This is a genomic window from Halomonas organivorans, from assembly GCF_014192055.1.
In the GTDB taxonomy this organism is placed as follows: Bacteria; Pseudomonadota; Gammaproteobacteria; order Pseudomonadales; family Halomonadaceae; genus Halomonas; species Halomonas organivorans.
The window spans coordinates 1-21101 of record NZ_JACHXM010000010.1; the positions used below are offsets into that span (position 1 = coordinate 1).

General features: G+C 57.4%; 21 protein-coding genes. All 21 read right to left on the reverse strand.

Translation table 11 applies throughout. The features are described from left to right. Positions 1–143: 143 nt before the first annotated feature. Positions 144–1286: a Thoeris type III anti-phage system protein ThcB4 gene (locus FHR96_RS11635; RefSeq protein ID WP_183387858.1), complete on the reverse strand. Its 1143-nt coding sequence runs from the start codon at positions 1284–1286 to the stop codon at positions 144–146. A gap of 81 nt (positions 1287–1367) precedes the next feature. Next, the gene (locus FHR96_RS11640; RefSeq protein WP_183387859.1) at positions 1368–2984 is read right to left on the reverse strand and encodes a CBASS cGAMP-activated phospholipase; all 1617 of its coding nucleotides are present in this window, start codon (positions 2982–2984) and stop codon (positions 1368–1370) included. 63 nt (positions 2985–3047) lie between these two features. After that, entirely contained in the window at positions 3048–3677 is a 630-nt protein-coding gene (locus FHR96_RS11645; protein WP_221195795.1) for a TIR domain-containing protein, read from the reverse strand. A 198-nt stretch (positions 3678–3875) separates the two neighbouring features. After that, complete coding sequence (locus FHR96_RS11650; protein WP_183387860.1) at positions 3876–4361, reverse strand: TIR domain-containing protein; 486 nt, start codon at positions 4359–4361, stop codon at positions 3876–3878. A gap of 12 nt (positions 4362–4373) precedes the next feature. Beyond that, the gene (locus tag FHR96_RS11655; RefSeq protein WP_183387861.1) at positions 4374–4901 is read right to left on the reverse strand and encodes a toll/interleukin-1 receptor domain-containing protein; all 528 of its coding nucleotides are present in this window, start codon (positions 4899–4901) and stop codon (positions 4374–4376) included. Between the two features lie 348 nt (positions 4902–5249). Beyond that, complete coding sequence (locus FHR96_RS11660; RefSeq protein ID WP_183387862.1) at positions 5250–6401, reverse strand: IS91 family transposase; 1152 nt, start codon at positions 6399–6401, stop codon at positions 5250–5252. Then, the gene (locus FHR96_RS11665) at positions 6394–7251 is read right to left on the reverse strand and encodes a tyrosine-type recombinase/integrase (RefSeq protein ID WP_183387863.1); all 858 of its coding nucleotides are present in this window, start codon (positions 7249–7251) and stop codon (positions 6394–6396) included. The genes FHR96_RS11660 and FHR96_RS11665 overlap by 8 nt, the downstream gene beginning before the upstream one ends. Positions 7252–7591: 340 nt before the next feature. Next, positions 7592–8164, reverse strand: coding sequence for a hypothetical protein (locus tag FHR96_RS11670; RefSeq protein ID WP_183387864.1), 573 nt, complete (start codon positions 8162–8164; stop codon positions 7592–7594). Between the two features lie 100 nt (positions 8165–8264). Further along, on the reverse strand, positions 8265–9185 hold the full coding sequence (locus FHR96_RS11675) for a nucleotidyl transferase AbiEii/AbiGii toxin family protein (RefSeq protein WP_183387865.1): 921 nt from the start codon (positions 9183–9185) through the stop codon (positions 8265–8267). Next, on the reverse strand, positions 9175–9951 hold the full coding sequence (locus tag FHR96_RS11680; RefSeq protein ID WP_183387866.1) for a type IV toxin-antitoxin system AbiEi family antitoxin domain-containing protein: 777 nt from the start codon (positions 9949–9951) through the stop codon (positions 9175–9177). The genes FHR96_RS11675 and FHR96_RS11680 overlap by 11 nt, the downstream gene beginning before the upstream one ends. Before the next feature lie 221 nt (positions 9952–10172). Then, positions 10173–10529 (reverse strand): nucleotide pyrophosphohydrolase, encoded by a 357-nt coding sequence (locus FHR96_RS11685; protein ID WP_183387867.1) that lies wholly within the window; start codon positions 10527–10529, stop codon positions 10173–10175. A gap of 107 nt (positions 10530–10636) precedes the next feature. Further along, positions 10637–13027, reverse strand: a complete 2391-nt coding sequence (locus tag FHR96_RS11690; protein ID WP_183387868.1) for a DNA/RNA helicase domain-containing protein — start codon at positions 13025–13027, stop codon at positions 10637–10639. A 151-nt stretch (positions 13028–13178) separates the two neighbouring features. Then, positions 13179–13379: a hypothetical protein gene (locus FHR96_RS11695; protein WP_183387956.1), complete on the reverse strand. Its 201-nt coding sequence runs from the start codon at positions 13377–13379 to the stop codon at positions 13179–13181. A gap of 346 nt (positions 13380–13725) precedes the next feature. Continuing rightward, the gene (gene trbL, locus FHR96_RS11700; protein WP_183387869.1) at positions 13726–15222 is read right to left on the reverse strand and encodes a P-type conjugative transfer protein TrbL; all 1497 of its coding nucleotides are present in this window, start codon (positions 15220–15222) and stop codon (positions 13726–13728) included. 13 nt (positions 15223–15235) lie between these two features. Continuing rightward, positions 15236–15466, reverse strand: coding sequence for an entry exclusion lipoprotein TrbK (trbK, locus tag FHR96_RS11705; protein WP_183387870.1), 231 nt, complete (start codon positions 15464–15466; stop codon positions 15236–15238). A 10-nt stretch (positions 15467–15476) separates the two neighbouring features. Further along, positions 15477–16244 (reverse strand): P-type conjugative transfer protein TrbJ, encoded by a 768-nt coding sequence (gene trbJ / locus FHR96_RS11710; protein WP_183387871.1) that lies wholly within the window; start codon positions 16242–16244, stop codon positions 15477–15479. A 286-nt stretch (positions 16245–16530) separates the two neighbouring features. Then, entirely contained in the window at positions 16531–18312 is a 1782-nt protein-coding gene (traI, locus tag FHR96_RS11715) for a TraI/MobA(P) family conjugative relaxase (protein WP_183387872.1), read from the reverse strand. A 34-nt stretch (positions 18313–18346) separates the two neighbouring features. Next, positions 18347–18718 (reverse strand): conjugal transfer transcriptional regulator TraJ, encoded by a 372-nt coding sequence (gene traJ, locus FHR96_RS11720; protein WP_183387873.1) that lies wholly within the window; start codon positions 18716–18718, stop codon positions 18347–18349. A 434-nt stretch (positions 18719–19152) separates the two neighbouring features. Continuing rightward, entirely contained in the window at positions 19153–19905 is a 753-nt protein-coding gene (locus FHR96_RS11725; RefSeq protein ID WP_379685313.1) for a replication protein P, read from the reverse strand. Beyond that, the gene (locus tag FHR96_RS22750; RefSeq protein ID WP_379685311.1) at positions 19787–20662 is read right to left on the reverse strand and encodes a DnaT-like ssDNA-binding domain-containing protein; all 876 of its coding nucleotides are present in this window, start codon (positions 20660–20662) and stop codon (positions 19787–19789) included. Before FHR96_RS22750 ends, FHR96_RS11725 begins: the two co-directional genes overlap by 119 nt. A gap of 58 nt (positions 20663–20720) precedes the next feature. Beyond that, complete coding sequence (locus FHR96_RS11735; protein ID WP_016416860.1) at positions 20721–20933, reverse strand: hypothetical protein; 213 nt, start codon at positions 20931–20933, stop codon at positions 20721–20723. Positions 20934–21101: the final 168 nt, after the last annotated feature.

Below are 21101 nucleotides of genomic sequence, written 5' to 3' on the forward strand. Positions count from 1 at the left end.
GTCAGCAACGTCAAGTTCCAGGACGGAGAGCAGGTAGCCGATCAATCAGACAGGAATGCGGCCTGACCGCCATCCACCAGATTTGACGATAACTCCTCGCCCGATCACGGGGATGCTTGCTGAAAGGAAAATCGCCCCCATTTCTATGCCCTCCAGTCTGCAAATTGCCAGCCAGCTTCACAAGCCTTAACCCAGCGCGTAGCCGGGATGTACTGGCCCAGCCAGTCAAGGTGACTCAACCATTGAGGATGTAGGCCTACATGATCATAGAGTATGGCTACGGATTCGTCAGGAGAGTTCATTGAAGCTTCGTGCATTGTCGTGGAGGTCGGCACACCTACCGTTGGGTAGACCACAACCATTCGGTCATCGGGAAGGCGTACTCGAACCCCTCGACCGGTGCCCATACCGATCACCTCGCCACCTATAGTCTCAATGCCTATTCGCAGATTGCTCATTAGGTTAACGGTTCTCACCGCATGACTTTTGCTGCGGATTTCCTCAAGCTGAAGACAGATACGATCAATCGCGTGGTCACTAATCCGTCCTGATGTAGCATCTAGCTCGCTTGTATCAAGCTCAGCGAGGCTTGCAGTTGCCAAGCGAGCGGAGCACTGGGCTTCAGGCCACCCTACTCGAAGAACGCTGATACCCTTGGCAAGCGCCCTTCCAAACTCTGCAGCCGTCCATCGACTGTTGAAATAGTCAGGCGTGTCGAGCATCAACAACACATCAGAATCGCAAAGCCTATGCCACAGCATGGTCTGAAAATCTTCTGCCGGTGCGATACTATGGGTATCCAGGAAAACGTCGAAATGCCTGGCAGACAACGCGTCGAACACCTGCAGCGCCGCCTGCCTAGCCTCGTCCCGTCTATAACTGACAAATACCCGACGTTGCTTCGGAAGCAGACCTGCACATTCCAAGAGCGCAGTGGCTACCCGTTTGGCCCCACCATTTTCGTACGACAAACAATTTAATGGCCGAAGGATTTCCGGGGCTTCCGTTGCAACTCGACCTAGGTCAGACACGACTGGGACAACAGGAACACCACCCCTCAGCAAGCCTGGTAGACTGGGGTGATCCGCGTCGACACCGCCAAAAAATACAACGGCAGCCGATCGTTGCCGATGAGGAATGAAGTCAGCAGGAACTACCTCCCAGCCGATCTCCTGGCCCAACCTCAAGCCAAACCTAGAAACCGCATCTGCTACAGCTGTTTCAAGCTCAGAGATTTGCTCATCCGAGGGTGCCCCTAGGACAGCAAGATGATAGATGAATGACATGACAGCCTCGCTATCAGTTTCGATAAAGCATTACTAACCAAACGGGCGCCGAGAGACTATCTCCTAAGTGCCCGTGTATTCTCAGAACCGCTCCCACGGATCAACATGTTGGCCGTCAAAGAATCTCGAACGCACTTCAGAAAAATGCTCTTTGCCAGCCTCATTGCCACGTTGTACCATTTCATGGATAGCCTCGGCGTCATCCATTTTGATTTCGACAGGGGTTTTCTGGTTAACGCGTACATGACGTGTCGGGCCTAGGAAACTTTCTGCTATTGCCAAAGCACCATGCTCTTGGGCGGCGAAAAAGAGATCGACGCTGTGAGGTGCCCAACCTGCTTTGCCCTTTCCTAGCTGTTCAGTGAAGTCGCTTTCGCTACTGAGAGTGCCAATACTCAATACATCAATCCTGTCTAAAGGAATTTTCAAGTATCGAACCGCTTCCGCCAACGCCGGGAGGATGGGGTTATTGGCCCAAACACCTCCATCCAGAAACGTCTCCAGCGCGATAGGCCCATCGAAGGTAGCTTCATCAAAATAGGTAGGTGCAGCAGAGGAAGCCAGTGCAGCATCGACGGCTGAAATATCTCGATAGGCGGTTCGATCTGGGCTATGCGGGGTGACGATCGCCTCTGCTTGACCTTGCTTGGCCCTCACAGTGGGAATCACCAGGCGGCAGCGGGAATCTGCTTCCAACGTTTTGTCCCTGTACACCTCTGTCAGGAGGCCCCGAAGTGTGGCTGAGTCATGCTTGGATTTGAGCCAGTGCCGCAGTTTCCGATCCTTCGGAAAAATCTGGGGGCCCTTTTTCTCGTAAAACTCAAGGATTTCACGTGGCTTCAAGCCCATGGCGAGCCCAATAGCCAAGATCGCACCCGTGGATGTGCCGGCCACCAGGTCGAAGTGAGAAATGAGGTCGTTCCCACCACCAGCCTTCAGCATGTCGTCCCACTTGGACAAGACTGCCGCGGTGAAGGTACCTCTGAGCCCTCCTCCGTCAAGCGCCAAGATACGGAAGTTGCGGCCGCGCGAGACGTTACGGCGAGTAAGCGGTAGGTTCTTCAGTTGGTCGACGATCAGACCTGCGACTTGGTCAACCGATGTACTGTTGGCAATGGTCGCATTCGCTTCGTGAGATAGTCCGTTTCGCAGACGAGATAACAACGAAGGATCTTCTTTGAGATAACCTGCGATAGCCCCGCCAAAGCCAGCGACGACAAAGCCTGGCTTTCCGAGTTCAAGCATCGTATCCAACTCATTGGGAACGCCTGCTTTTGCTTTATTAACGTCCCACCATGCACCACCGACGCAGATAACGGCGTCGGAACGATCAGCCATCCAATCACGCATAGGAGTCAGGCCTTCTGCGGCCGGGCCATCGCAGTTATCTGCAGGCACAATCTCTACAGAAGCAAATGTTCTCTGCTCTTCAATTTCAGCAGTGTACTGGTCAGTTGAGTAGCTTTTCGCCCGCACCATGGTAAGCGCCCCCTTGCTCCCACCCGCCTGGATGAAATCCTCAGCAGCTTTGCGCAGTGGCTCGGTGAACGAAGGATGGCTCCCGTGGACAATAGAGCCCCCTTCATTGAAGACTTTCGCTGCAAATTTCTGTACAAAATCAGCTATGTCTGCTTGCTGTTCTTTGTTCGACCCGGACAGGTGAACCCTGACGCCGGCCAAGCGCTGCGTGGCTGCCATGTGTAATACCTAAATGATCTGAAATGTCGAGTCTTGCCTGCTAGTACGTCTAAGGTCGTGTTGTTAACGACCCGCCTGGGCAGCTGCGGTTTCGATCCAGCCTGCGATGTTCTTCCGACCGTTTTGAGCCGCGAAGTCATATCTCATACAGTACTTGGATAGTCGAACAACCGTGTTGCTGGTAGGGGCGTCAAACCACAAATCAGAGGCAGAGATAGCTAAGGTGTAGTCCGAGTATTTCACCCACTTACCGTCCTGTAGCTCCGCGAAATAAATCTTATCGTTGGAGCAATAGACACCCACTTCAGTCAGTGGATCTGTGCCTTTCACACCAAGCGCCTTCGCCTTATTCCTGAGGCCATCGATATCGACTGTGAATAGCCCATTACCCTTCAAGACACTGCGCACGATCTCATAACGCACCCACCGTCTGGCAGCGGTATACTGACCGGCGAGCACGCACGTCACAGAAGTGTTCTTGAGGCCATTGCGAAGGAAGGTCTTGAGTGCTTCATCACTTTCCTTCTTGGAAGCTTCGAACACACTGCTGTCTAAGAACCCACCCACCTCTTGATTCTTGCTGACGACCAGGCAATTCCTGACATTCCAGGCGCGCCACACATCTTCCTGATAGTGGAAGGAAAAAAACGTTTTTCGTGTCACCCCTTTCTCCTGTTCTTTGATAATCTTCACCTCTCACTCCGTAGCGACTGCAGCTCATCTTGGAATGTGTTTTCAGTGCTCGCCATGTAATGCGAGCCTGTCAGACATTGAGTGGTTTATAAGCCGTAAAATATAACCCCAAGCAATCTTGATGAAATCACCAGGATACCTGAATACATTCAAATTGCTGCTGCTTCTATATTTACTGAAATAAATTCACCAGTCATCTCAATTTTCCTTATTTCGAATGGCGCAATCAATCCAGCTTGAGATATTATTCGCTATGTCTTGGTAAGCATTTAAAGAACTAGGATCATAACAAGGCACAACGCTTGACATTGCTCTACCATCATTAAACTTTATCAGATCAAACGGATTTCTTCCCTTCCTGCTAGTCCCGTTTCTTGGGCACCTTAGATTATGAATATGAATGCCTAACAGAGCTTTCCCATCATTCCACGCCTTGATTATTTCATGCTCTACCCACGGTCTTGAAGCGGTTTCGCTACCAATCAAAACAACAATACATCGTTTGTACTTCATATTTTGATTTATCCAATTCTCAACAGCCTTATTACCAGTTCGCTTTAGTTTTTCCCATTCATTTGGAGTGGTAGGTGGATTACCCTCAATGCTACCAATATTACGTATTTGCTGAACTCTCATTACGTCGTTGTCAAAATGAAAGCTATAAAAAACAGGAATTTTAGCCATTTTCAGCTTCCTTTATAGATTTTCCACCCAAGTCCCAGAACTCGTACCCGCATCAAAAACAGCATAACCAGTCTTGCCCGTTTGCTTATTGCTCCCTTCATCCATTCTCTTATACAATTGAAGATATTCGTTTCCATACCAAGTTCCGTAAACATCTTCCGTTGGAATAATTAATATCTTTTCGTATCCTTTGGCTGAATCTGCAAAACCAATTTCCCAAGGACACCAGCGTGATTGAGTTGAATTATCAGTTGCTAAAAACAAGAACCAATCTGTAGACCATATTTTTGTCTTAATTCTGTTTGCAGTTTCTTTATTGGGAGTGCTCGGCATTTCGCCATCTTCCCAGTCAATGTACAAGTCCCATCCATTTTCTTTCATTAGAACTTGAAGGCCTTTAGCTAGCTCATGGTCTTTGTGACTGTGGCATAAAAATGCCGTTTGCTGTTTTTTTGCTAAAGCTTCACTTAGCGATTTAGCCACAACAATTCTTCCCGAGCGACTAGATGCTGATCGTAAGTCCCTTGTCTTAATAGCCATTCCTACTCCTGTAATTCACAGCATTCGAGCACCTAACTGTTCAGCATTTGTTCGCCGTGCGAAGCATGGCGGATAAATGCCTGTTGGACTAAGCCGCCCATCAGGCTGCTACGCCGCTTCTATAGGGTATTGTATTGGCCGGAGCGTGGCCTGAGGCATCCGGTCGCGAGGGTACGGGCCTGTGGTGTCGCGTACCCGCCGTGAGATTGACCATGATTTCCCCCCTTCCGAACCCAATTTAACCCAACCTAGCGCGTCTGCTGGGCAAAATCCACCGGCAGGACGAGCCCCGCCGTGGCCCGCCAGCGAGCCGGATCGCCGAGTCCATTGTGTGGGGGTGGCGTCAGCTCATGTTCGATAACGTTGCGTCCTGTGGTTGTCTCGTCGGCCGGGTAGGGATCGTCGAGGGCTGAGTGTCCCGATCACCCGCAGTGTCGGTTGCTGGCAGTGCGGGCAGGTGTAGGTCGGTGCCGAGTCGCTGGCGGCGGTATCGGCATCCGCCGTCGCCTCGGCAACGGCCAGCGCGTGGCGGATCTGGGCCAGCCGTCGTCGCCGGCAGCGATTGGCCAGAAAACCGTAGTGACGGACCCGCATCAGCCCCTTGGGCAATATATGGAGCAGGAAGCGGCGCACGAACTCCTCACCAGCGAGAACGAGCGGCTTGGGTCGCTCACGGTCGCGGTAGTCCTTGACGCGCAGGGTCACCTGGTGGTCGTCCACGGCGAGGATGCGCGCGTTGCTGATGGCGATCCGGCGCGTGTAGCGTGCCAGGTAGCGCACCACCGTCTCGGTGTGCTCGAGACAGTCCTTGCTGTAGACCACCCACTCGGTGGCCATCAGGGCGTTGAGCTGGTCATCGACGTCACCGGGCCGGGTGACCCGGTGGAGTTCACCGGCCTTGGCGGCCTGACGCAGGGCACTGACCAGGTGCCCACGAAAGTGGCGTGACAGGGCCCGCACCGGGAACAGGTAGGGGCTGCGCGCCCCACGCCAGCCGCCATCGTCACCCAAGGCGCCGCCGGGGACCAGGCAGTGCAGGTGCACGTGCTGGCTCAGGGTCTGGCCCCAGGTGTGGAGCACCGCACTCATGCCCATCTCGCCGCCGAGGCGCTTGGGATTGCGACCGAAGGCGCGCAGCGTCTGCCAGGCGCTCTGGAACAGCCGCCGGTAGATCACCTCGGGATGCAACTGGACCCAGCCGTTGAGGCGGTGCGGCAGGGTGAACACGACGTGGTAATAGCGCACGGGCAGGATATTCGCCTGCTGACGCTCGGCCCACTGGTGCATGGCGCGGCCCTGGCACTGCGGGCAGTGGCGATCGCGACAGCCGAAGTAGTGCGGCTGGGTGTGGTCGCAGCCCGTGCACTGCAAGACCGTTCCGCCCATCGCCTCGGTGCGACAGGCCAGCAGGTGATGGCACACGCGTTGGCGCTGGCGGTCCAGGCAGGCCGGGGTGAGAAAGCGGCTCAGGGCCTGTTGGAGGGTGGCGGGCTCACTCATGGCCCACCGCCAAGCCGGCCACCAGGTCGATGGGGCCCTGACTCGCCCCCTGCTGGCCCGGCAGCCAGTGCAGGTAGCGCATCGTCGACTGGATGCTGCGATGGCCCAGTAGCCGCTGGAGCTGATGAACGGGCAGGCCTTGTTCCAGGACATGCGTGGCATAGGCATGGCGCAGGCTGTGGATGCCACCGATCCGCGCGACACCGGCCAGTCGCTTGGCCTGGCTAAAGGCCTTCTGCGGCGCACTCGGGTGCAGCGCACGATCTGGGAACAGGGCGCTCGGAAACAGCCAGGTTCGCGGCCGGTAGACACGCCAGTAGTCGCGCAGGCGAGCAATCAGGGTCGCCGACAGCAGGACCATGCGGTCCTTCGCGCCCTTGCCCTGCGCCACCCGTAGCTGGCCGCGCTGACTGTCGATGTCGCCGACCCGCAGGTGGCAAACCTCGCTCACGCGCAGTCCGCAGCCGTAGCACAGCTCGAGCATCATGCGATGCTTGCGGTTGTGACAGGCGGCCAGGATTCGCCGGACTTCGTCGCGGGTCAGCAGTTCCGGAATCCGCTGCGGTGCCTTCGGCACCACGGGCGATACGTCAACCGACGGCCAGTGCAACACCTGCAGGTACAGAAACCGCACGCCGTGCAGATAGAGGCGGCAGCTGGCGGCGGACAAACCGCGCTCCTGAACCAGATGGGTGAAGAAGCGCTGCAGGTCGTCGGTGCTCAACGTGTCTGGCGACCGGTGGCAATAGCGCGCCAGGTCGGTGATCACCATCAGGTAGGTGGTGTGGGTGCGGGGTGCGAAGCCACGCTGACGCATGGCGTCGATCATCCTCTGTCGCAAGGCAGTCATCGTCATCACTCCTGTTCGTTGACCCACGTGGGTCAACGAACAGTGTGGTGCGATGAGGCGAAAGACAGGATTCGACGACAGCTACCGCGAAGCGGTTTAGTTCAACAGGTATTAGGCAGCACGCCTCTTTTCTCACTTGAACGCGCATTCTCGTTCAACAATTTTATACCGCGTTCCGTCACCCCACAACTTAATAGTTTTATCGAAAATCAGTTGATAATCGGCCATATAGTACAGATTATCGTGCGTGCGGCATAATACGAGTGAACACGCACGCTGCCTTTGCCAGCATGTCCGCTTTGGATCGTTATCCGCCATAACAGGCCTTTTCCCTAGACTGCTACCCAGCACACAAATCACGACTCGACCTCCTCGCCAACAACTGGAGTATCAACAGCGCAAACTGCCTGCCGGTCTCTTCATATTCCGGCAGCGGTATGCTGAGCTTTTCGTGGTCGCTGAGGGCATCGAGCACGGCGTCGGTGACCTTTCTGCGAAACAGGCCGTGCATCACCTGGCCTTTACTATGGATGCGCACGTGGGCCAGCACCTCTTTGTCGCGTTCGATACGGTCGGCAATGCCGTTGGCGAAGTGGAGCTCGTCATCGTCGCTGACCTCGGCGCCGTACAGGTCGTTGTAGCGGTAGATGATCTCAGCCGGGCGTTGCTTCTCGGGATCGCGGGGCTTGCCTGAGCCCTCCTCGATGACCGGGGTGAGGCCGTAGTCACCCTCGGCCTCCTCGAGGCGCAGGCGCTTCTCATCACGCTTGGTGAGGCTGTGGTGGAGTAGTTCCAGCTCGCTGACGTACTCACCCTTAAGGATGTAGCCGCCGGCCGTACCGGCCATCCAGCCGCGGGCGGTCATGTCTTTGTTGATGTCCCGTTGGAGCTGACCTTCCCTGCTGTTCGCCATGTTATGCCCTGCGCCTGGCGTAATTATGCGTAACAGCCTAGCGCCTTGGGGATGTGAGGAGAAGTCTACTTAAGACGGTACGTCGCAGGGATATTGAGCATTAGCTCCGAAGACGACCCAGCGCCTGCTCCAAGAGCGCCAGAGACTGACGATGCTTGTCAGCCCCCATCCTCTGGATGTTGGCGAGCTTCCAGCGCACGGCAGGCAGCCGTTCAACGCCGCGCAGTGGAAGCAGCGACCAGTCAGGCGCCCCTTGCTTGAAGGACATCAGGAAGCGAACGTCCTCCTCGGTCATCAGCTGCCCCAGCCGTGACAGCAACTCATCACGGACGCTCTCCAACTCCTGCAAAGGAAGGTCAACCCTGGCCATCCCGACAAACTCCTGTTGGTAGACGTCGTCCAACGGCTTCAGCCGCGGGTTGATCACTTCGTTCAAGGGTCTGGGATGCCCCAGCAGATAGACCAGGAAGCCTTCGAATACGCTTCGATCGAGGCCGCCCTGGTTCAGAAGCAGCTTCACATCGAAAAGGTCCCGGGGGTGCTGGCGATCCAGCGCGGCGCAGATCTTGCCGCCGTACAGGTCCGGCAGTGACACCACCTGCACCGCAGCAAAGCCGTAATCGTCTTCCACGGCTTCCACGACATCGCGCTCCTGCGGCGGGTGCAGGGTGCCACGCAGTACCGGCGATACCTCGACCTTCACCTGGCTACGCCCTCGGCGTACCAGGATCCTCAGCTCGTCTCGGCGATTATCCTGAAGCTCGGCGCGCACGCCTGGCAGTCGGGCGCTGAAGGTCCCTGCCAGTCGCTGCAGCGCCTCGCGACAGCGTCGCAGTGCCTCGTCACGGGGCTCCAGCGGCAAGTAGGCCAGGTCGATATCGACCGATAGGCGGGGTAATGGCTGCACGAAGAGGTTGATGGCCGTACCGCCCTTCAGGGCGAAGCACGGCTCGTCATTGAGGAAAGGCAGCAGCGAGACCAACAGCCTGACCTGTTCGTGGTAGCGAGTTTCAATCGGCATGCAGGAACGCCTCCGGCACCGTCACGTGATATTCCCTATCCAGCTTGCCGCCCTGGCAGAGCTGCCGCTTGCCTTTGCCGAGGTCCAGTCGACGTGGTTCCAGGCGAGCGTACCAGGCATGCCCGGCGTGGCGAGCCAGCACCAGGAAGGCCCGCTTGGTTCTCACCGAACGGCACCCCTCCAGCAATGCCTGCAGCCGACGCGGACGCAGCGTATTGAGCCCACCGAAGGTGTCCACCAGCTCACTGTTGAACAGCAGCTCATTCGGCGTCACGGCAATCCACTCCAGGACCGCTCGCTCGGGGGTCGATACCTGCAAGCTGAAGGCCATGCCATCCGGCTTGTAGTCCGTGAAGCTGCCGGGAAGCTGCACTGGCAGGCCCTTTTCGGAGTGGAGCACCATCCGCCCTGCCCACTCGGCATCACTCAACCACCGGGGCAGCCGAGCGGCCTCCTTGCCATACAGGTGCGTTGTGCGCTCCCCCATGGGCAGATAGTGGGCAAAGCCATGCAGTGCCAGGGCCGTCTGGCCACCCGGCCAAACTGGTGGCATCCCCGAGCCGTCGCTCGCCTGCAGAGCGAAAACAGCGCTCTCCCAGGTAAGAGGCTCCCCCGCTTGGCAGTAGGCGCCGTGCCCCACGCGTTGCAGCCAGCCACTGCCGGCCAGCTTACGCGCCTGATCCGAGGTGACGCCGTGTGATGCTAGCCAGGCGGTCGTCACGACGGCGCCATATGGTATCTTGTGCAGCAACTGGTTTATTTTCACGTGAAAAAGCGGCCTTAAATTCCGTCTTCAGAAGGAAGAATAAACCGCGCAGGTTTATCTTCAAGCACAAAATCGCCATTCAAGGCCGCTTTTAGCGCAGAATTTAAACCGAAAGCTGAGTCTCCGGCCCTGCTTGAGCCCAAATTTAGCCGGAGGAAGCTTGAGGGACGAGGCCAGGCTGAGAAGGCTGCTGCAGGGGGACAAAGCGGCCACACATCACGTCAATCCTGATAGTGCGTGTACTTTTTCGCACTTCCCTTCACTTGGTCGGCGGGATACTTCTCCGCGTTCTTCTCCATCTTCTCCTGGCATGCAGCTTCGATATCCACGTCCAGCTTGCCCGCCAGCCGAATCAGATAGAGCTGCACATCGGCAATTTCGTCGCGCACGGCGGCCAGTTGCTGCTCATCCAGCTCCGTGGACTGCGCCTCGGTCAGCCACTGAAAGCACTCCTGCAGCTCAGCTGCCTCCACCGTTAGCGCCATGGCCAGGTTCTTGGGCGAGTGGAACTGGTCCCAGTCGCGCTCGGTGGCGAACTGGTCCATGGCGTCACGGAGCTGCTTGAACGGGTCTGACATGTGTCACTCACCTGGTTCTGCAAAATCGAATAGCAGTGAGCATGCCTGCTCTGCCGCTCGCTATCCAGCCGGCATCGGCATAGACGACCATCCGGCCGCCCACTCGCTCACAGCACGGAGAGGAATTCGCCGATGACCTTCAGGTCCTCAAGCTCATCCTCGAGCACTATGTCCTTGTAGCCGAAGGCGTTGGTCTGTGGCTTCAGTACGATACGCTGGTTCACGAACTCGCCGTACTCCTCGATCTTCTCGCTCTGGTACAGCTTTACCGTGAAGCTGCCACCGTGGTCCGGGTCCTCGATGGCGCGATGCTGCACCACGACGACCTTGCCTTGCCGTGTGCCGCCAGGGTTCGCGCGGAACAGGCACCAGGCGCCATTGGGAATGCGCCGATTCATCGATTCCCCCACCACCCGGCTGACGAACAGGTCGGGGCTTATACGCACATGATCCGGTAGCTCGACCCAGTGCTCGGTGTCGGCTATCTGCATCTCGCTGAACTCACCGGCAGCGATGCTCAGGTCGTAGACGGGTACATGGCGCTCGAACGGCACCGCCTCATCACGCGTCACGATGGGAAGATGCAAGCCATCCAGCGTCTCGGCATTCTCGGGCGCGTCCAGCCGCTCAGCCGCTGCTTGAGAGCGGGCATAGGCCGCGAAGTACTCGCGGGTCTCGGGGTCCGTGGCATAGACGTAACAGCCCTTCTGGCCCCGTGTCATCAGCGTGCGATAGGTGTTCTTGATGATCTGGTCTGCCAGGGCACGGGCATGCTCGGGCTGCTCCTTGAGCATCTTCTTGTAGCCATGAACCGAGCGGTCCTGCCCCGCCCGCTTGCCCGCGTCTGTCACCACGCGACCGTCACGAATCACGAAGTCGTCTCCGATGATGACACCGACGTAGTCGAACTCCAGCCCCTGGCAGGTGTGGATGCAGCCGATCTGCTCTGCTGATCCATCGGCGATCGCCCAAAGCATGCCGTCGTCATCGAGGTTCCACTGGGCCGCGAAGCCATGTTCGGGAAACACGATGTCCATGGCCTGCTTGTCCTTCTTGCTGGCCCAGGGCCAGCAGTAGCCCGCCACCATGCGGGCCTTGTTGGCCTTGCGGTTCTTTTCGAGAATCGCAAGGCGCATGGCACTCGGGTCATCGAACACCTGGAAGTCGTAGTCGATGTCCTTCAGGTCAGTGTTGGCCGTGGTGCGAATCTGAAGGGCATGATCGAGCCAGGCCAGATAGCCATCCGAGCCGTTGCAGCGAAACTGCGACGCCAGCTCAAGTTCGTGGACATCGGCGCCGCACTCGGCCGCCCGCCGCCGGATCTCCTCGACCGTGCCCACGTCCTTCAGCGTCACACGCTGCGCCTCATCGATGAAGAAGATCGAAAAGCGTGACGCGGCGATCACTTCCTTGATCTGGCTCTCTCCCAGGTTCTGATACATGCCGGACTTTTCGTTCAGCCGGTGCGCTTCATCGACGATCAGCGCATGGAAGGTATCCGGCTCGGCGTTGACGTAGCTGCCCGAGCCCTTGAACAGGTTGTCGATGTGCGTCTTCTTGCGCGTGCCGGTCAGCTTCTTCTTGAAGACCTCACGAGGGGCCGAGTTGCGCGAGACGTACTGGGTCATCATCTCGCGCTTCGTCAGCTCCACCAGCAGGTTGATGGCCACCACCGACTTGCCGGTACCCGGCCCGCCCTTGACGATCAGGCACTGCTTGTTGCCGCTGCCTGCGCGGTGCGCAAGATCGATGGCGGTTTCATAGACCAGCTTCTGGTCGTCGATCATCAGGAACTCGGCGTTGCCCTGCATCATCGAGGCCAGGGCATCTGCCAGGTTCTTGCTCGGCTTGATCACACCGTGCTCGATGCGATACATGATGTCGTTGCTGTCGCCGTACTTGATGTGCTGGCTCAGAAACTCCGAGAGCTTCAAGGCATCCTGCGAGATGAAGACCGGGGCACGGCGCGTGTGGTGCTCGTAGAAGGGATCATTGATGGCGTTCCCCTGCTTCATGTTGTGCAGGTAGGCACAGGGCACCAGGCGGATCGACTCGGAGCGTACTGTCTCGTTGTAGTCCTCGATCAGCGCGCCATAGGACCACGCCTGATACGACGGATGGTTGGTCTCGCGTACGCCGCCGCCCAGCTGAGTGCGAACGATGGCGTCCTTCTTCGTCACCTCGACGGACTGCCACTGTTTCAGTTCCACGATGACCGCCGCATCGTCCCGCTGGTGGTTCTTGCCGGTCAGGATGAAGTCCACGCGGCGATTGGTCAGCGGGATGTTGTACTCGATGGCCACTCCCGCCGATGCGGGAATGCCCTCGTCGAGCAGAACGCTCATCATGAAGCGCAGGGAGTTCTCCCAGGACGTCACCTCACTGCGCGGCGAGTTGCGGTTCAGTCTGCGAGCCACCTCGTTCTCGATGGCGTCGGTGATGAGGTTGGCTCGCACATCGTCGATGAATTGCTGCTTGGTGGCGTTGTAGACCAGCATACCCTCAAAAGTTCCCTTTTCGATCAGTTAGTTATAGGTTTCTCGCCTGAATGCATTTGACAATTATGCACGCTAGCGGCTGCAACAGCACAGATCAGAACTAAAAGACTGAGAGAGTTTGGGTCTGTGCATACGGGCTTCGGTTCCCAGCCTAACTATCTGTTTTTCGCCGTTTCAGCTCAGCCCGCGCCCAAGCAGATGCTTCGGCCATGTCCCGCCGCAGTTCATCCAGTTCTTCGGAAGTCAGCCACCGAACCGCCGGCTCCCCGCTTTCTGGGTGCGCCTCGCCGACCTGCTCGACGGTCTTGCCTTCCAGCTCTTTACGCTGTTGTCGGCGTGATTGTTCGCCCATGTTCCCCTCCTTGCGGAAAGGCGGCCATTGGCCGCCTGAGCTATCGCTGGTCAATGACTCCCATAATGTCAGAAGCCAGTATCGGAAAATCCCGCCGCCTCTGAAAACGGGGTTCTTCCGGTTCCAGTTCCTACATCGTTGCTAGTATGCGTGCTGCGTGGTGCCTCCTCTCGGCCTGAGTGGGCCGGTCGGTTCACAAACGCGGTAATCTCTGCCTCAGCGTTCCTCTCCCCCTCGGCCGATACTCGACAGCAGGTACGAAAGCGGCTTCTGTGTAGGCCTCCCGCCTTTCGTCGAGCATAGCCAGGGCTACCATAAAATGGCGTTGTTTCATCGTGGGCTCTCCTTAGATGTCCTGCTGGCCACGGTTCACAAAGCTAGCTATCTCGTCATTACGATCCTGCTGACGTTCACTACCACCCAAGCTGTCGCTGTCGAACGAGGGAACAGAATCATCCGCTTCCGCGACCTTACTATCCCCTTCCGGCTTCATGCTCGCGCGGATGGATGACGCCATGCGGCCACCAGCGGTTTGATCAACCTTGCCCTGGAACTTCCCAGCCACCTTCGACCCAACCCCTTTAGCTAGCTCGCCAGCCGTTCCAGCTCCCAAGGATGCTGCTCGCTTGAATCCGCTACCGCCACCAGATCGGGAGCCAGAACCAGCGAAACCAGCCGCCTGCGCAAATGGGGTGTCACCGGTGCCAGCTTCATCTCCGGTGGAGCTGCTGCCACTCCCACCACCGCTGCTGTCACCTCCAGTGCCAAAGCTCGGCATGTCAGCTCCAGACCCCGACATATTGGACTGGGCCTTCTCGAAGGCAGCCTTGATGGCTGACCCGCCACCTACTGCATTCGCCGCACCGCCCAACATCGCTCCCCCAGCCATCTTGCCCGCCGAGAGGGCCATACCTGCCGCTGTCATGGCTGCTCCTACCGCAGCACCAGCACCGAATGACCCGATGCCCATTGCTCCCACACTGCCACCCGACACCAGACCGGAAATCATCGGTGGAATCTTGTTAACCAGAAATAGCAGGATCACCGAAACGACCAGCATCACGACCAACTCCTGAGACGCCATGTTCTCGCTCATCTGCGAGTAGTAGTGAGTAATAAACTCCCTACCGATGGCGACCAAGAGCACCATTGCCATCAACTGAGCCGCTATGCCGAGAATGGCCTTGTAATAGTTGATCGCCATGTCAGATGTCCAACGGGAGCCGCCAAACCCCAGGAAAAACACTCCCGCATAAAGCAGTATCCAACTGGCGGCTAGCAGCAGAAGCAGGTTGACGGAGATAATCGCCAACACCAGCAATACAGCCAAGGCCATACCTTCCATCACCAACGCAGTAGCAAACTGTTTCCAGCTCAACTCTGACGTAGCCTTCACCGTCTTGTCGTACAGCTCAAAACCGATATCAAGGATGCTGGATGGCCCCAAGTTGCCGTTGGAAAGACCACCGGCTTGTGCTCCAAGGATTTGCAATGACTGCACAATAGTTCCCGCGATGTTCATGCCCTGAGTCGCGTTCGTCAGCAACCACCAGAAAAATCCTGTAAAGATGGTGAAACGAACAAGCTCGGCAAAGAACTCACCAATGTCGGCCTTGCGCAGCGCCATCATGCCGAACGTCCAGACCATCGAGATCACTACCAGGGCCCAGAACAACCGGCTGGCAGCCGCTTCGATGGCAGGCCCCCACGTTGATGCCGCAGAGTGAAAGCGATCCAACACATCATCCATGATGTTGCTGCTGGATAGCTCCTGAGCCATTGCGGTATCGGACAACATGACGACGGCCATCACGCCCAAACCACCAAAAACGAATCGTTTCATACGACGCCCTCCCTCAATACCTGTCGGGGGAGCTGGGTTCGAACTCCCATTCCCGCATGCGTTGGGCCTTCTCGAACGACCGACAGGCTTCGGCAAAGGCTTTTCGGCTCGATTCTCGGCTCAGCTCGCTGATGGTCTGCTGAAACGCAACTGGCGCGCACGTGATCGCACTCGCCTCTGGTACCGTTTCCTGCTCACAACCTACCAAGGCAACAGCTGCAACAAGTGGGATGATCTTCTTCATCGCAGCCTCCTTAATAGCGATCTGCTGCGCTAGGTTGGTAATTCCAGGTACGCATCTGCCTTTCCCGCGCTTCCCCTCTGGCGTTTGCATCCAGTTCGGCGGCGAGACGGGCGGCTTCAGCGTTCTGCTGAGCAATCAGCAAGCTGCGGATTTGCAGAAGTTGGTTGGCCTGGTTGCTGGCGAGCTGGTTGGCGTAACCAATGGCGGCAAGCTGGCCATCCGCGCCCTGGGCAGCGGATTGCAGACGTTCAAGCTGTCGAGCATCAGACGCCAGGTTATCCTGTTGCTGATCCAGCCCCCGGAAGAGCGCATCGTTGGCCGCTTTTTGCGATTCAGACGCCAGGCGACGGTTTTCATCCATCGCTGCACGTTCGGCATCCGTGCAACCGCCGCCATTGAAGCAGGGGGAACTCCGGTAATACGCTACGTCCTGGAACTTGCCCAGATAGGCATCGAGGCTGCCGAGCTGGTTCTGATAATGCTGAAGTGTATTGGTGGCTTGGATCAGATCATTAATCGTGGATTGTGCCCTGTCCCAGATATAGGCCGCTGGAGCCATGGTGTTTTGCAACTGGTTTTCATACTGCTGCAACTGCGTCTGGTACTGCTCGATCTGCTTGAGAGTCTGTGAGACGGACTCCATCGCCGTCATAACGTTTTGCTGAAGGTTGGCGCCGTCGACGACAGGGATGCCCGCTTGGGCAGGCATGGAAGCAGTTAACGCCAAGGACATGACTGCGACAGGAATTTTAGCCGCTAAAATTCTTTCTCTTCTCATGATTGAGTGCTCTTAGCTTCATCGTGACTAAGTTGCACTCACCAACCTGTAGCGGCTTGCTCATGAAGATTACGAGCCACTACCCCTACCGGAGAACCCAGCGGTGAAGTGTGGACCTCTACAGGGATAGCTCGTCACTTACTATCCCGGCGTCCGACCTGCGCGACACCGTCAGAACGCGCGGCCAATGGTTGTTGAACATCGGTGTCATTGTCCTGGGGAACGGTTAGGCTTCCCAAGGGTTAATCGCATCTACTGTTTGTTGCCGCCTTCCAAAGGGAAAGCACTATAGTGAACGTCCCTTTTGCTGTCTTTTTGCCCTCTTGGCGTCCATCTCTGCCCGTAACTTGGCTTTGCGGCGCTCTTGCTCGCTCGGCCCCCATGGGGGCGGTGTCGGCGTCTTGCCCGCTTGTCCCTCAAGGTGAAGCGCATCGGCCTGGGACAGCGATTGCAGCCGGTTTCGGCGCACCGGGGGAGGCAGCTGACCGATAGGCGGCACGCCCGCCCGTTTGCTGCGGATCTTGGTCTGGGTGGTGCTCCCGCCGTTCGCCAGGGATTGGCGGCGACGTTCCAGACCGGCATCCGCAAACCGGATCGGCAACTGCCCATCCACTGCCGCCCGGATCACCCGCGCTTTGAACTCTGGCGAACCGTTCACGGTGATGCGGTCGCCATAGCGTTCCATCGCCATTCGCAGTGCGCTCTGAACGCCTGACTGGTCGGATTCCCTGGATACCTGGAGCCGGTCGCCATCGTCGCGTACGGCACTGGCCCCGGCCCGGTAAATGATGGTGCCCTTCTTGGTGATGCTGTCGATCACCGGCACATGGCCGGGCTTCGCCTGTCCCTCCCCCTTCAAGGTGTTGCCCTTGAGGCCCTGGGCGACCTCTCTGGCTCGCAACGCGACCAGGGCCCCGGTATCGCCCTGCAAGGCTTCCCGTTTGAGCCAGTCGGCCCAGGAGCGGCGTCCGTGGGCCTCATGGATCGCCTGGCGTTCCTCCCGGTACTGCTTCTGGATCGCGTCAATGTCGGCTTTCAAGGCGCTGCTGGCCTGCGCATACAGCACCTTCTTGGTCAGTCTACCGCTGGTGAACTTGATGGCCGCCCGCCGGGCCTTGCCCTTCTTCTTGGCGCTCTCAATCCGGCGGTCTTTCTGCCGCCGGGCTTTGTCCAGGGCCGCCGTCTTGTGGGCTGCAGCGCTCTGCTGTTCTGATTTGAACCGGGCGTAAAGCTCGGTGGTGTTCATGCGCAGCCGTACCGGGTCTTTGCCGTACTGGCGGTGGGGTTTGGCCTGTTGCGCCTGGTCAGGCTCAAACGGGCCGAAACGGGCCTCTAACTTCGGCTTGGAGAAATCCCGCCCCAAGGTGCTCGCCTTGACCGCCGCGTCATCACCGGCCACGACAACCAGCCCATTCCCCCGCGCCCGGAGTTCCAGGCCATTGTCACGCATGACCTGGTGCAGCTCACTCCAGGACTGAGCGGCCTTGATCTCGTCAAGGCACTCGCGTTTGATCCAGCCAATCAGGCTTTCAATACCGGCGTGACGCTCCATATCGGCGGCTCGCGCCTCGGCCCCGCGTCGGCGCGGCATGTGGTTGTCCTGCTGCAACCCGTAATCCCGTTCCATGACCTCGCATAACTCGGCCAGGGTTTGGTGTGGGTAGTAGGGTTCGTGGATGATGTTGCGCGTCGGGTGGATCTTGTTGACGGCGATATGGATGTGCAGGTTGTCGGTATCGTTGTGAACGGCGCTAATGCGCTGATGCTCTCCAAAGCCCAGCCCCTTGCAAATACGGTCCTCGATGGCCACCAGGGTATCGGCCTCAACCTGTTCCCCGGCCCGGAAGCTGACAATCAAGTGATAGGTCTTGTCGCTCTTCGCTCGGGTATTACCGAACTGGGTCGCTAGTACCTCGCTGACGGCATCCTGGACCGAATACGCCTCGCAGTTGATCAGCCGTACCGCACCAAGACGGTGCTCCTTGCTTTGCTCGTCGGTGATGTAGTTCACCAGACCAGCAAAGTCGGACTTACCTAGGGAGCGCATAGGGACGTGTTTGGCGATCATGAGTGCCAGCCCCACATTTTAGCGGCTAAAAAAATCACGACCTGGCCCTTGGCTGCACCACGGATTTCAACACCTGGCTCATTTCCTCCTGAGTGGCTTCGATCCTTCCGAGCAGGCTTAGGATGGTAGCCGCCCCGAAGTGAGCCGTTCGCACGTCATCTGTCAGCCAGAGCTTCAGTAATCCTCCCAAACGACCCAAGTCTCCATTTACACGAACCAACTCGCGGACATACTCGTAGTCCATAACGCCATTGACCTGATAGCCCTGCCCCACTTCACGCAGAAAACAGGCAACGCTTAGCCCTGCCTGCCTGGCGTTGGATTCAATCAGTTCTCTCTCTTCCGGAAGGCAGTACACCTTGAGCGGAGTGCTGTTCTTCCGTGTCACCCTTTGCTTCTCACTCATGCCAGCTCCTATCTCAGATGCCATGCCTTGCAGAGCAGGATTTCCGTTGAGCACCGCAGGTGCGAATAAGGACCAGTGAAGAGGCACACCACGCTTGCGGGGTGGGACTACTTCACACATCCTGCCCGCACTTCAGCGTTGATTCTTGTAGGTACGTCATGTGCAAAGCAGTGCTATTTCTCTGCATTTCGTTGCACGGGTCTGTTTTTTCCTGTGCCTCCGTGACATACCGCCACAAAACCTTATGACGCCGACACTTACAGCGATAAAGTAGCGCTCCAGAAGCGGTAAAGCAGCGATCTAACAGCGATTTACACATAGCGGTGTCCTTGCGCTTTCCACATTCAAATACACAGCTTTCCACGCGGCTTCCGCACTGCCCCTCAAATGTCAATGAATCAGAAGCGCTGCCCCTCAAGTGTCAATGAAAACACTCAAGTCTTGTCGACCGCGTTGCGTAGAGCTGTAAGTCCATGCGCGGAACTCATTCGATGAGGAAGACCCGCCGCCTTGACCGCTCGGTTCGCAGCCTCGTGCCCAGCTCGCTCTGCAAGATCGGCGGGGCTACGATTGCGGTCACTCTCCAGCAGCGCATAGGCCGCCAGTTGTTCGCCATTCATCAACCGATTGACCAAGGCCCCATACTCTTGGATGAAGTGACGTTCGAGACGTGACCAAGCCGACAACGCCGTGCTATGTGTAAGCTCCCACCAACCGACGGCGCTACCCGCCATCCTCACGGCTTCATGGCTCCAGTGCCATCGGGTCGGTTCATGAGCATGGGCGCATACCTCACGCCACGCCTCCTCCAGACCGGGCATCCCAAAGTCCTCTGGGCGCGGCTCACAGAGAACCGAGAATGCAGCAGGTTGCGGTGGCCAGGATTCGTTACCCGTACGCGTTGCTTCCTGCACCACCTCACGACAGCGTTGAATCCCCAGCTCCAGGTGTCGGCGAGTCAGAAAAGCCAGCTCAGCCATCCAGACACCTGATTCATCGAAGGCGCCCCACTGGCCCGTGAACTTCCAGCCGAACAACACACCCAGGGCATCAAACAACTGATCCACATCAGCTTCTCCGATCAGCGGGCCAGTCTTCGTCGATGATTCCCCCACTCTGTTGAGCTTTGGCGCGTGCGCGTGCTTCTGCGGCGGTAACACGGCGAGATGGAGTGCGTTGGCGGCGATGTCCATTAGCGAGTCCTCCGGTAGTGGACTGAGCTGCGAGCACATCTTTGCGCAGCCAGTCGGCAAGCTTGGTATGCCAGGCAGCCGTACTGGCCGTGCGACCAGTATCGGCATGGTGGGCCGTGAACTTGGCGAGCTGATATCGCTCGGGAGCCAGATCAGCTGAGAGACCTGCTCGTAAACAGGCCATCGACAGCTCAGTCAGGTCCGGCGTCCATTCGAGCGTCATGGGAAAGCGATCCGAACGCATTGGGATGGCTGACGAAGATTCTTGAAGAGGAACTGCGTCACTGTTCTGATCCGCTCGACCAAGCATCGACTCTCCCGCCTGAGAGTGAGAGAGGTTCATTGATGGTTCATTGGTGGTTAGGAGGACACCAGATGTCCAGGGGCCCTGGTCACCAAGTGTCCGGGGGCCCCGGACTCCACGTCCCTGGGGGGTGGACTCGGTGTCCAGGGGGGTGTAAGTCCTCTCCGCGACTCGATTTGCCAGTCTCAGTTGATACAGGTTGCTGGTCTGTCCCGCCGCATTCCGACGAGGCTGAATGCTGAGTAACTGATACTCTTCGAACTCACGTAACCAACGGCGAACGCTCTTGGTACTGGACTCACAGCGACGTGCCAGAGTGGAGATGGCTGGCCAACACACCCCCTCTTCGTTGGCGTTATCGCCCAAAGCTACCAACAGCAAGCGACGCCCAGCCTTGTTGTCACGCTCGTTCAGGTAGCTCAGTTGGACATCCCATGCCCAGTTCATGGCGACAATACTCACGCCTTACCCCTTCGTATCCGCTTCACTTTGCCGCTCTAACCGCTCAGGCTTCATCAATCAGCCCTGCAACGTCGGTTGCACGGAAATAGACACGCCTTCCAACCTTCCTTTTGGCGGCATTCCATTTCACTGCAAACTCTGACTGGCTCTGCAAAGATATTCGGAGACCATCGGGACTACGCTTCAATAATTCCGATAAATCGGTCAGGGAGAGCAGTGGTCCATAACGTTCAAGCAACTGTTCTTCGGTTGTCATAAACACCTCAAGATAACGCAAAGCAAGACTTCACTTTCAATATTTACGCCATCTTGAAAAAACTTTCAACACTTTGATTTTGTTGTTAAAAAAGTATAGCTATACGCCAACTTAAAAGTTTATCTATACTTTTCCATCAGCACCTCAGTTAAAAAAAGAACCACCAAT

Excerpts from the sequence above, each read along its gene's own strand:
- FHR96_RS11635 (WP_183387858.1), bottom strand. The coding sequence starts at position 1,286 with ATGTCATTCATCTATCATCTTGCTGTCCTAGGGGCACCCTCGGATGAG.
- FHR96_RS11640 (WP_183387859.1), bottom strand. The coding sequence starts at position 2,984 with ATGGCAGCCACGCAGCGCTTGGCCGGCGTCAGGGTTCACCTGTCCGGG.
- FHR96_RS11650 (WP_183387860.1), bottom strand. The coding sequence starts at position 4,361 with ATGGCTAAAATTCCTGTTTTTTATAGCTTTCATTTTGACAACGACGTA.
- FHR96_RS11655 (WP_183387861.1), bottom strand. The coding sequence starts at position 4,901 with ATGGCTATTAAGACAAGGGACTTACGATCAGCATCTAGTCGCTCGGGA.
- FHR96_RS11660 (WP_183387862.1), bottom strand. The coding sequence starts at position 6,401 with ATGAGTGAGCCCGCCACCCTCCAACAGGCCCTGAGCCGCTTTCTCACC.
- FHR96_RS11665 (WP_183387863.1), bottom strand. The coding sequence starts at position 7,251 with ATGACTGCCTTGCGACAGAGGATGATCGACGCCATGCGTCAGCGTGGC.
- FHR96_RS11670 (WP_183387864.1), bottom strand. The coding sequence starts at position 8,164 with ATGGCGAACAGCAGGGAAGGTCAGCTCCAACGGGACATCAACAAAGAC.
- FHR96_RS11675 (WP_183387865.1), bottom strand. The coding sequence starts at position 9,185 with ATGCCGATTGAAACTCGCTACCACGAACAGGTCAGGCTGTTGGTCTCG.
- FHR96_RS11685 (WP_183387867.1), bottom strand. The coding sequence starts at position 10,529 with ATGTCAGACCCGTTCAAGCAGCTCCGTGACGCCATGGACCAGTTCGCC.
- FHR96_RS11690 (WP_183387868.1), bottom strand. The coding sequence starts at position 13,027 with ATGCTGGTCTACAACGCCACCAAGCAGCAATTCATCGACGATGTGCGA.
- FHR96_RS11695 (WP_183387956.1), bottom strand. The coding sequence starts at position 13,379 with ATGGGCGAACAATCACGCCGACAACAGCGTAAAGAGCTGGAAGGCAAG.
- trbL (WP_183387869.1), bottom strand. The coding sequence starts at position 15,222 with ATGAAACGATTCGTTTTTGGTGGTTTGGGCGTGATGGCCGTCGTCATG.
- trbK (WP_183387870.1), bottom strand. The coding sequence starts at position 15,466 with ATGAAGAAGATCATCCCACTTGTTGCAGCTGTTGCCTTGGTAGGTTGT.
- trbJ (WP_183387871.1), bottom strand. The coding sequence starts at position 16,244 with ATGAGAAGAGAAAGAATTTTAGCGGCTAAAATTCCTGTCGCAGTCATG.
- traI (WP_183387872.1), bottom strand. The coding sequence starts at position 18,312 with ATGATCGCCAAACACGTCCCTATGCGCTCCCTAGGTAAGTCCGACTTT.
- traJ (WP_183387873.1), bottom strand. The coding sequence starts at position 18,718 with ATGAGTGAGAAGCAAAGGGTGACACGGAAGAACAGCACTCCGCTCAAG.
- FHR96_RS22750 (WP_379685311.1), bottom strand. The coding sequence starts at position 20,662 with ATGAACTGGGCATGGGATGTCCAACTGAGCTACCTGAACGAGCGTGAC.
- FHR96_RS11735 (WP_016416860.1), bottom strand. The coding sequence starts at position 20,933 with ATGACAACCGAAGAACAGTTGCTTGAACGTTATGGACCACTGCTCTCC.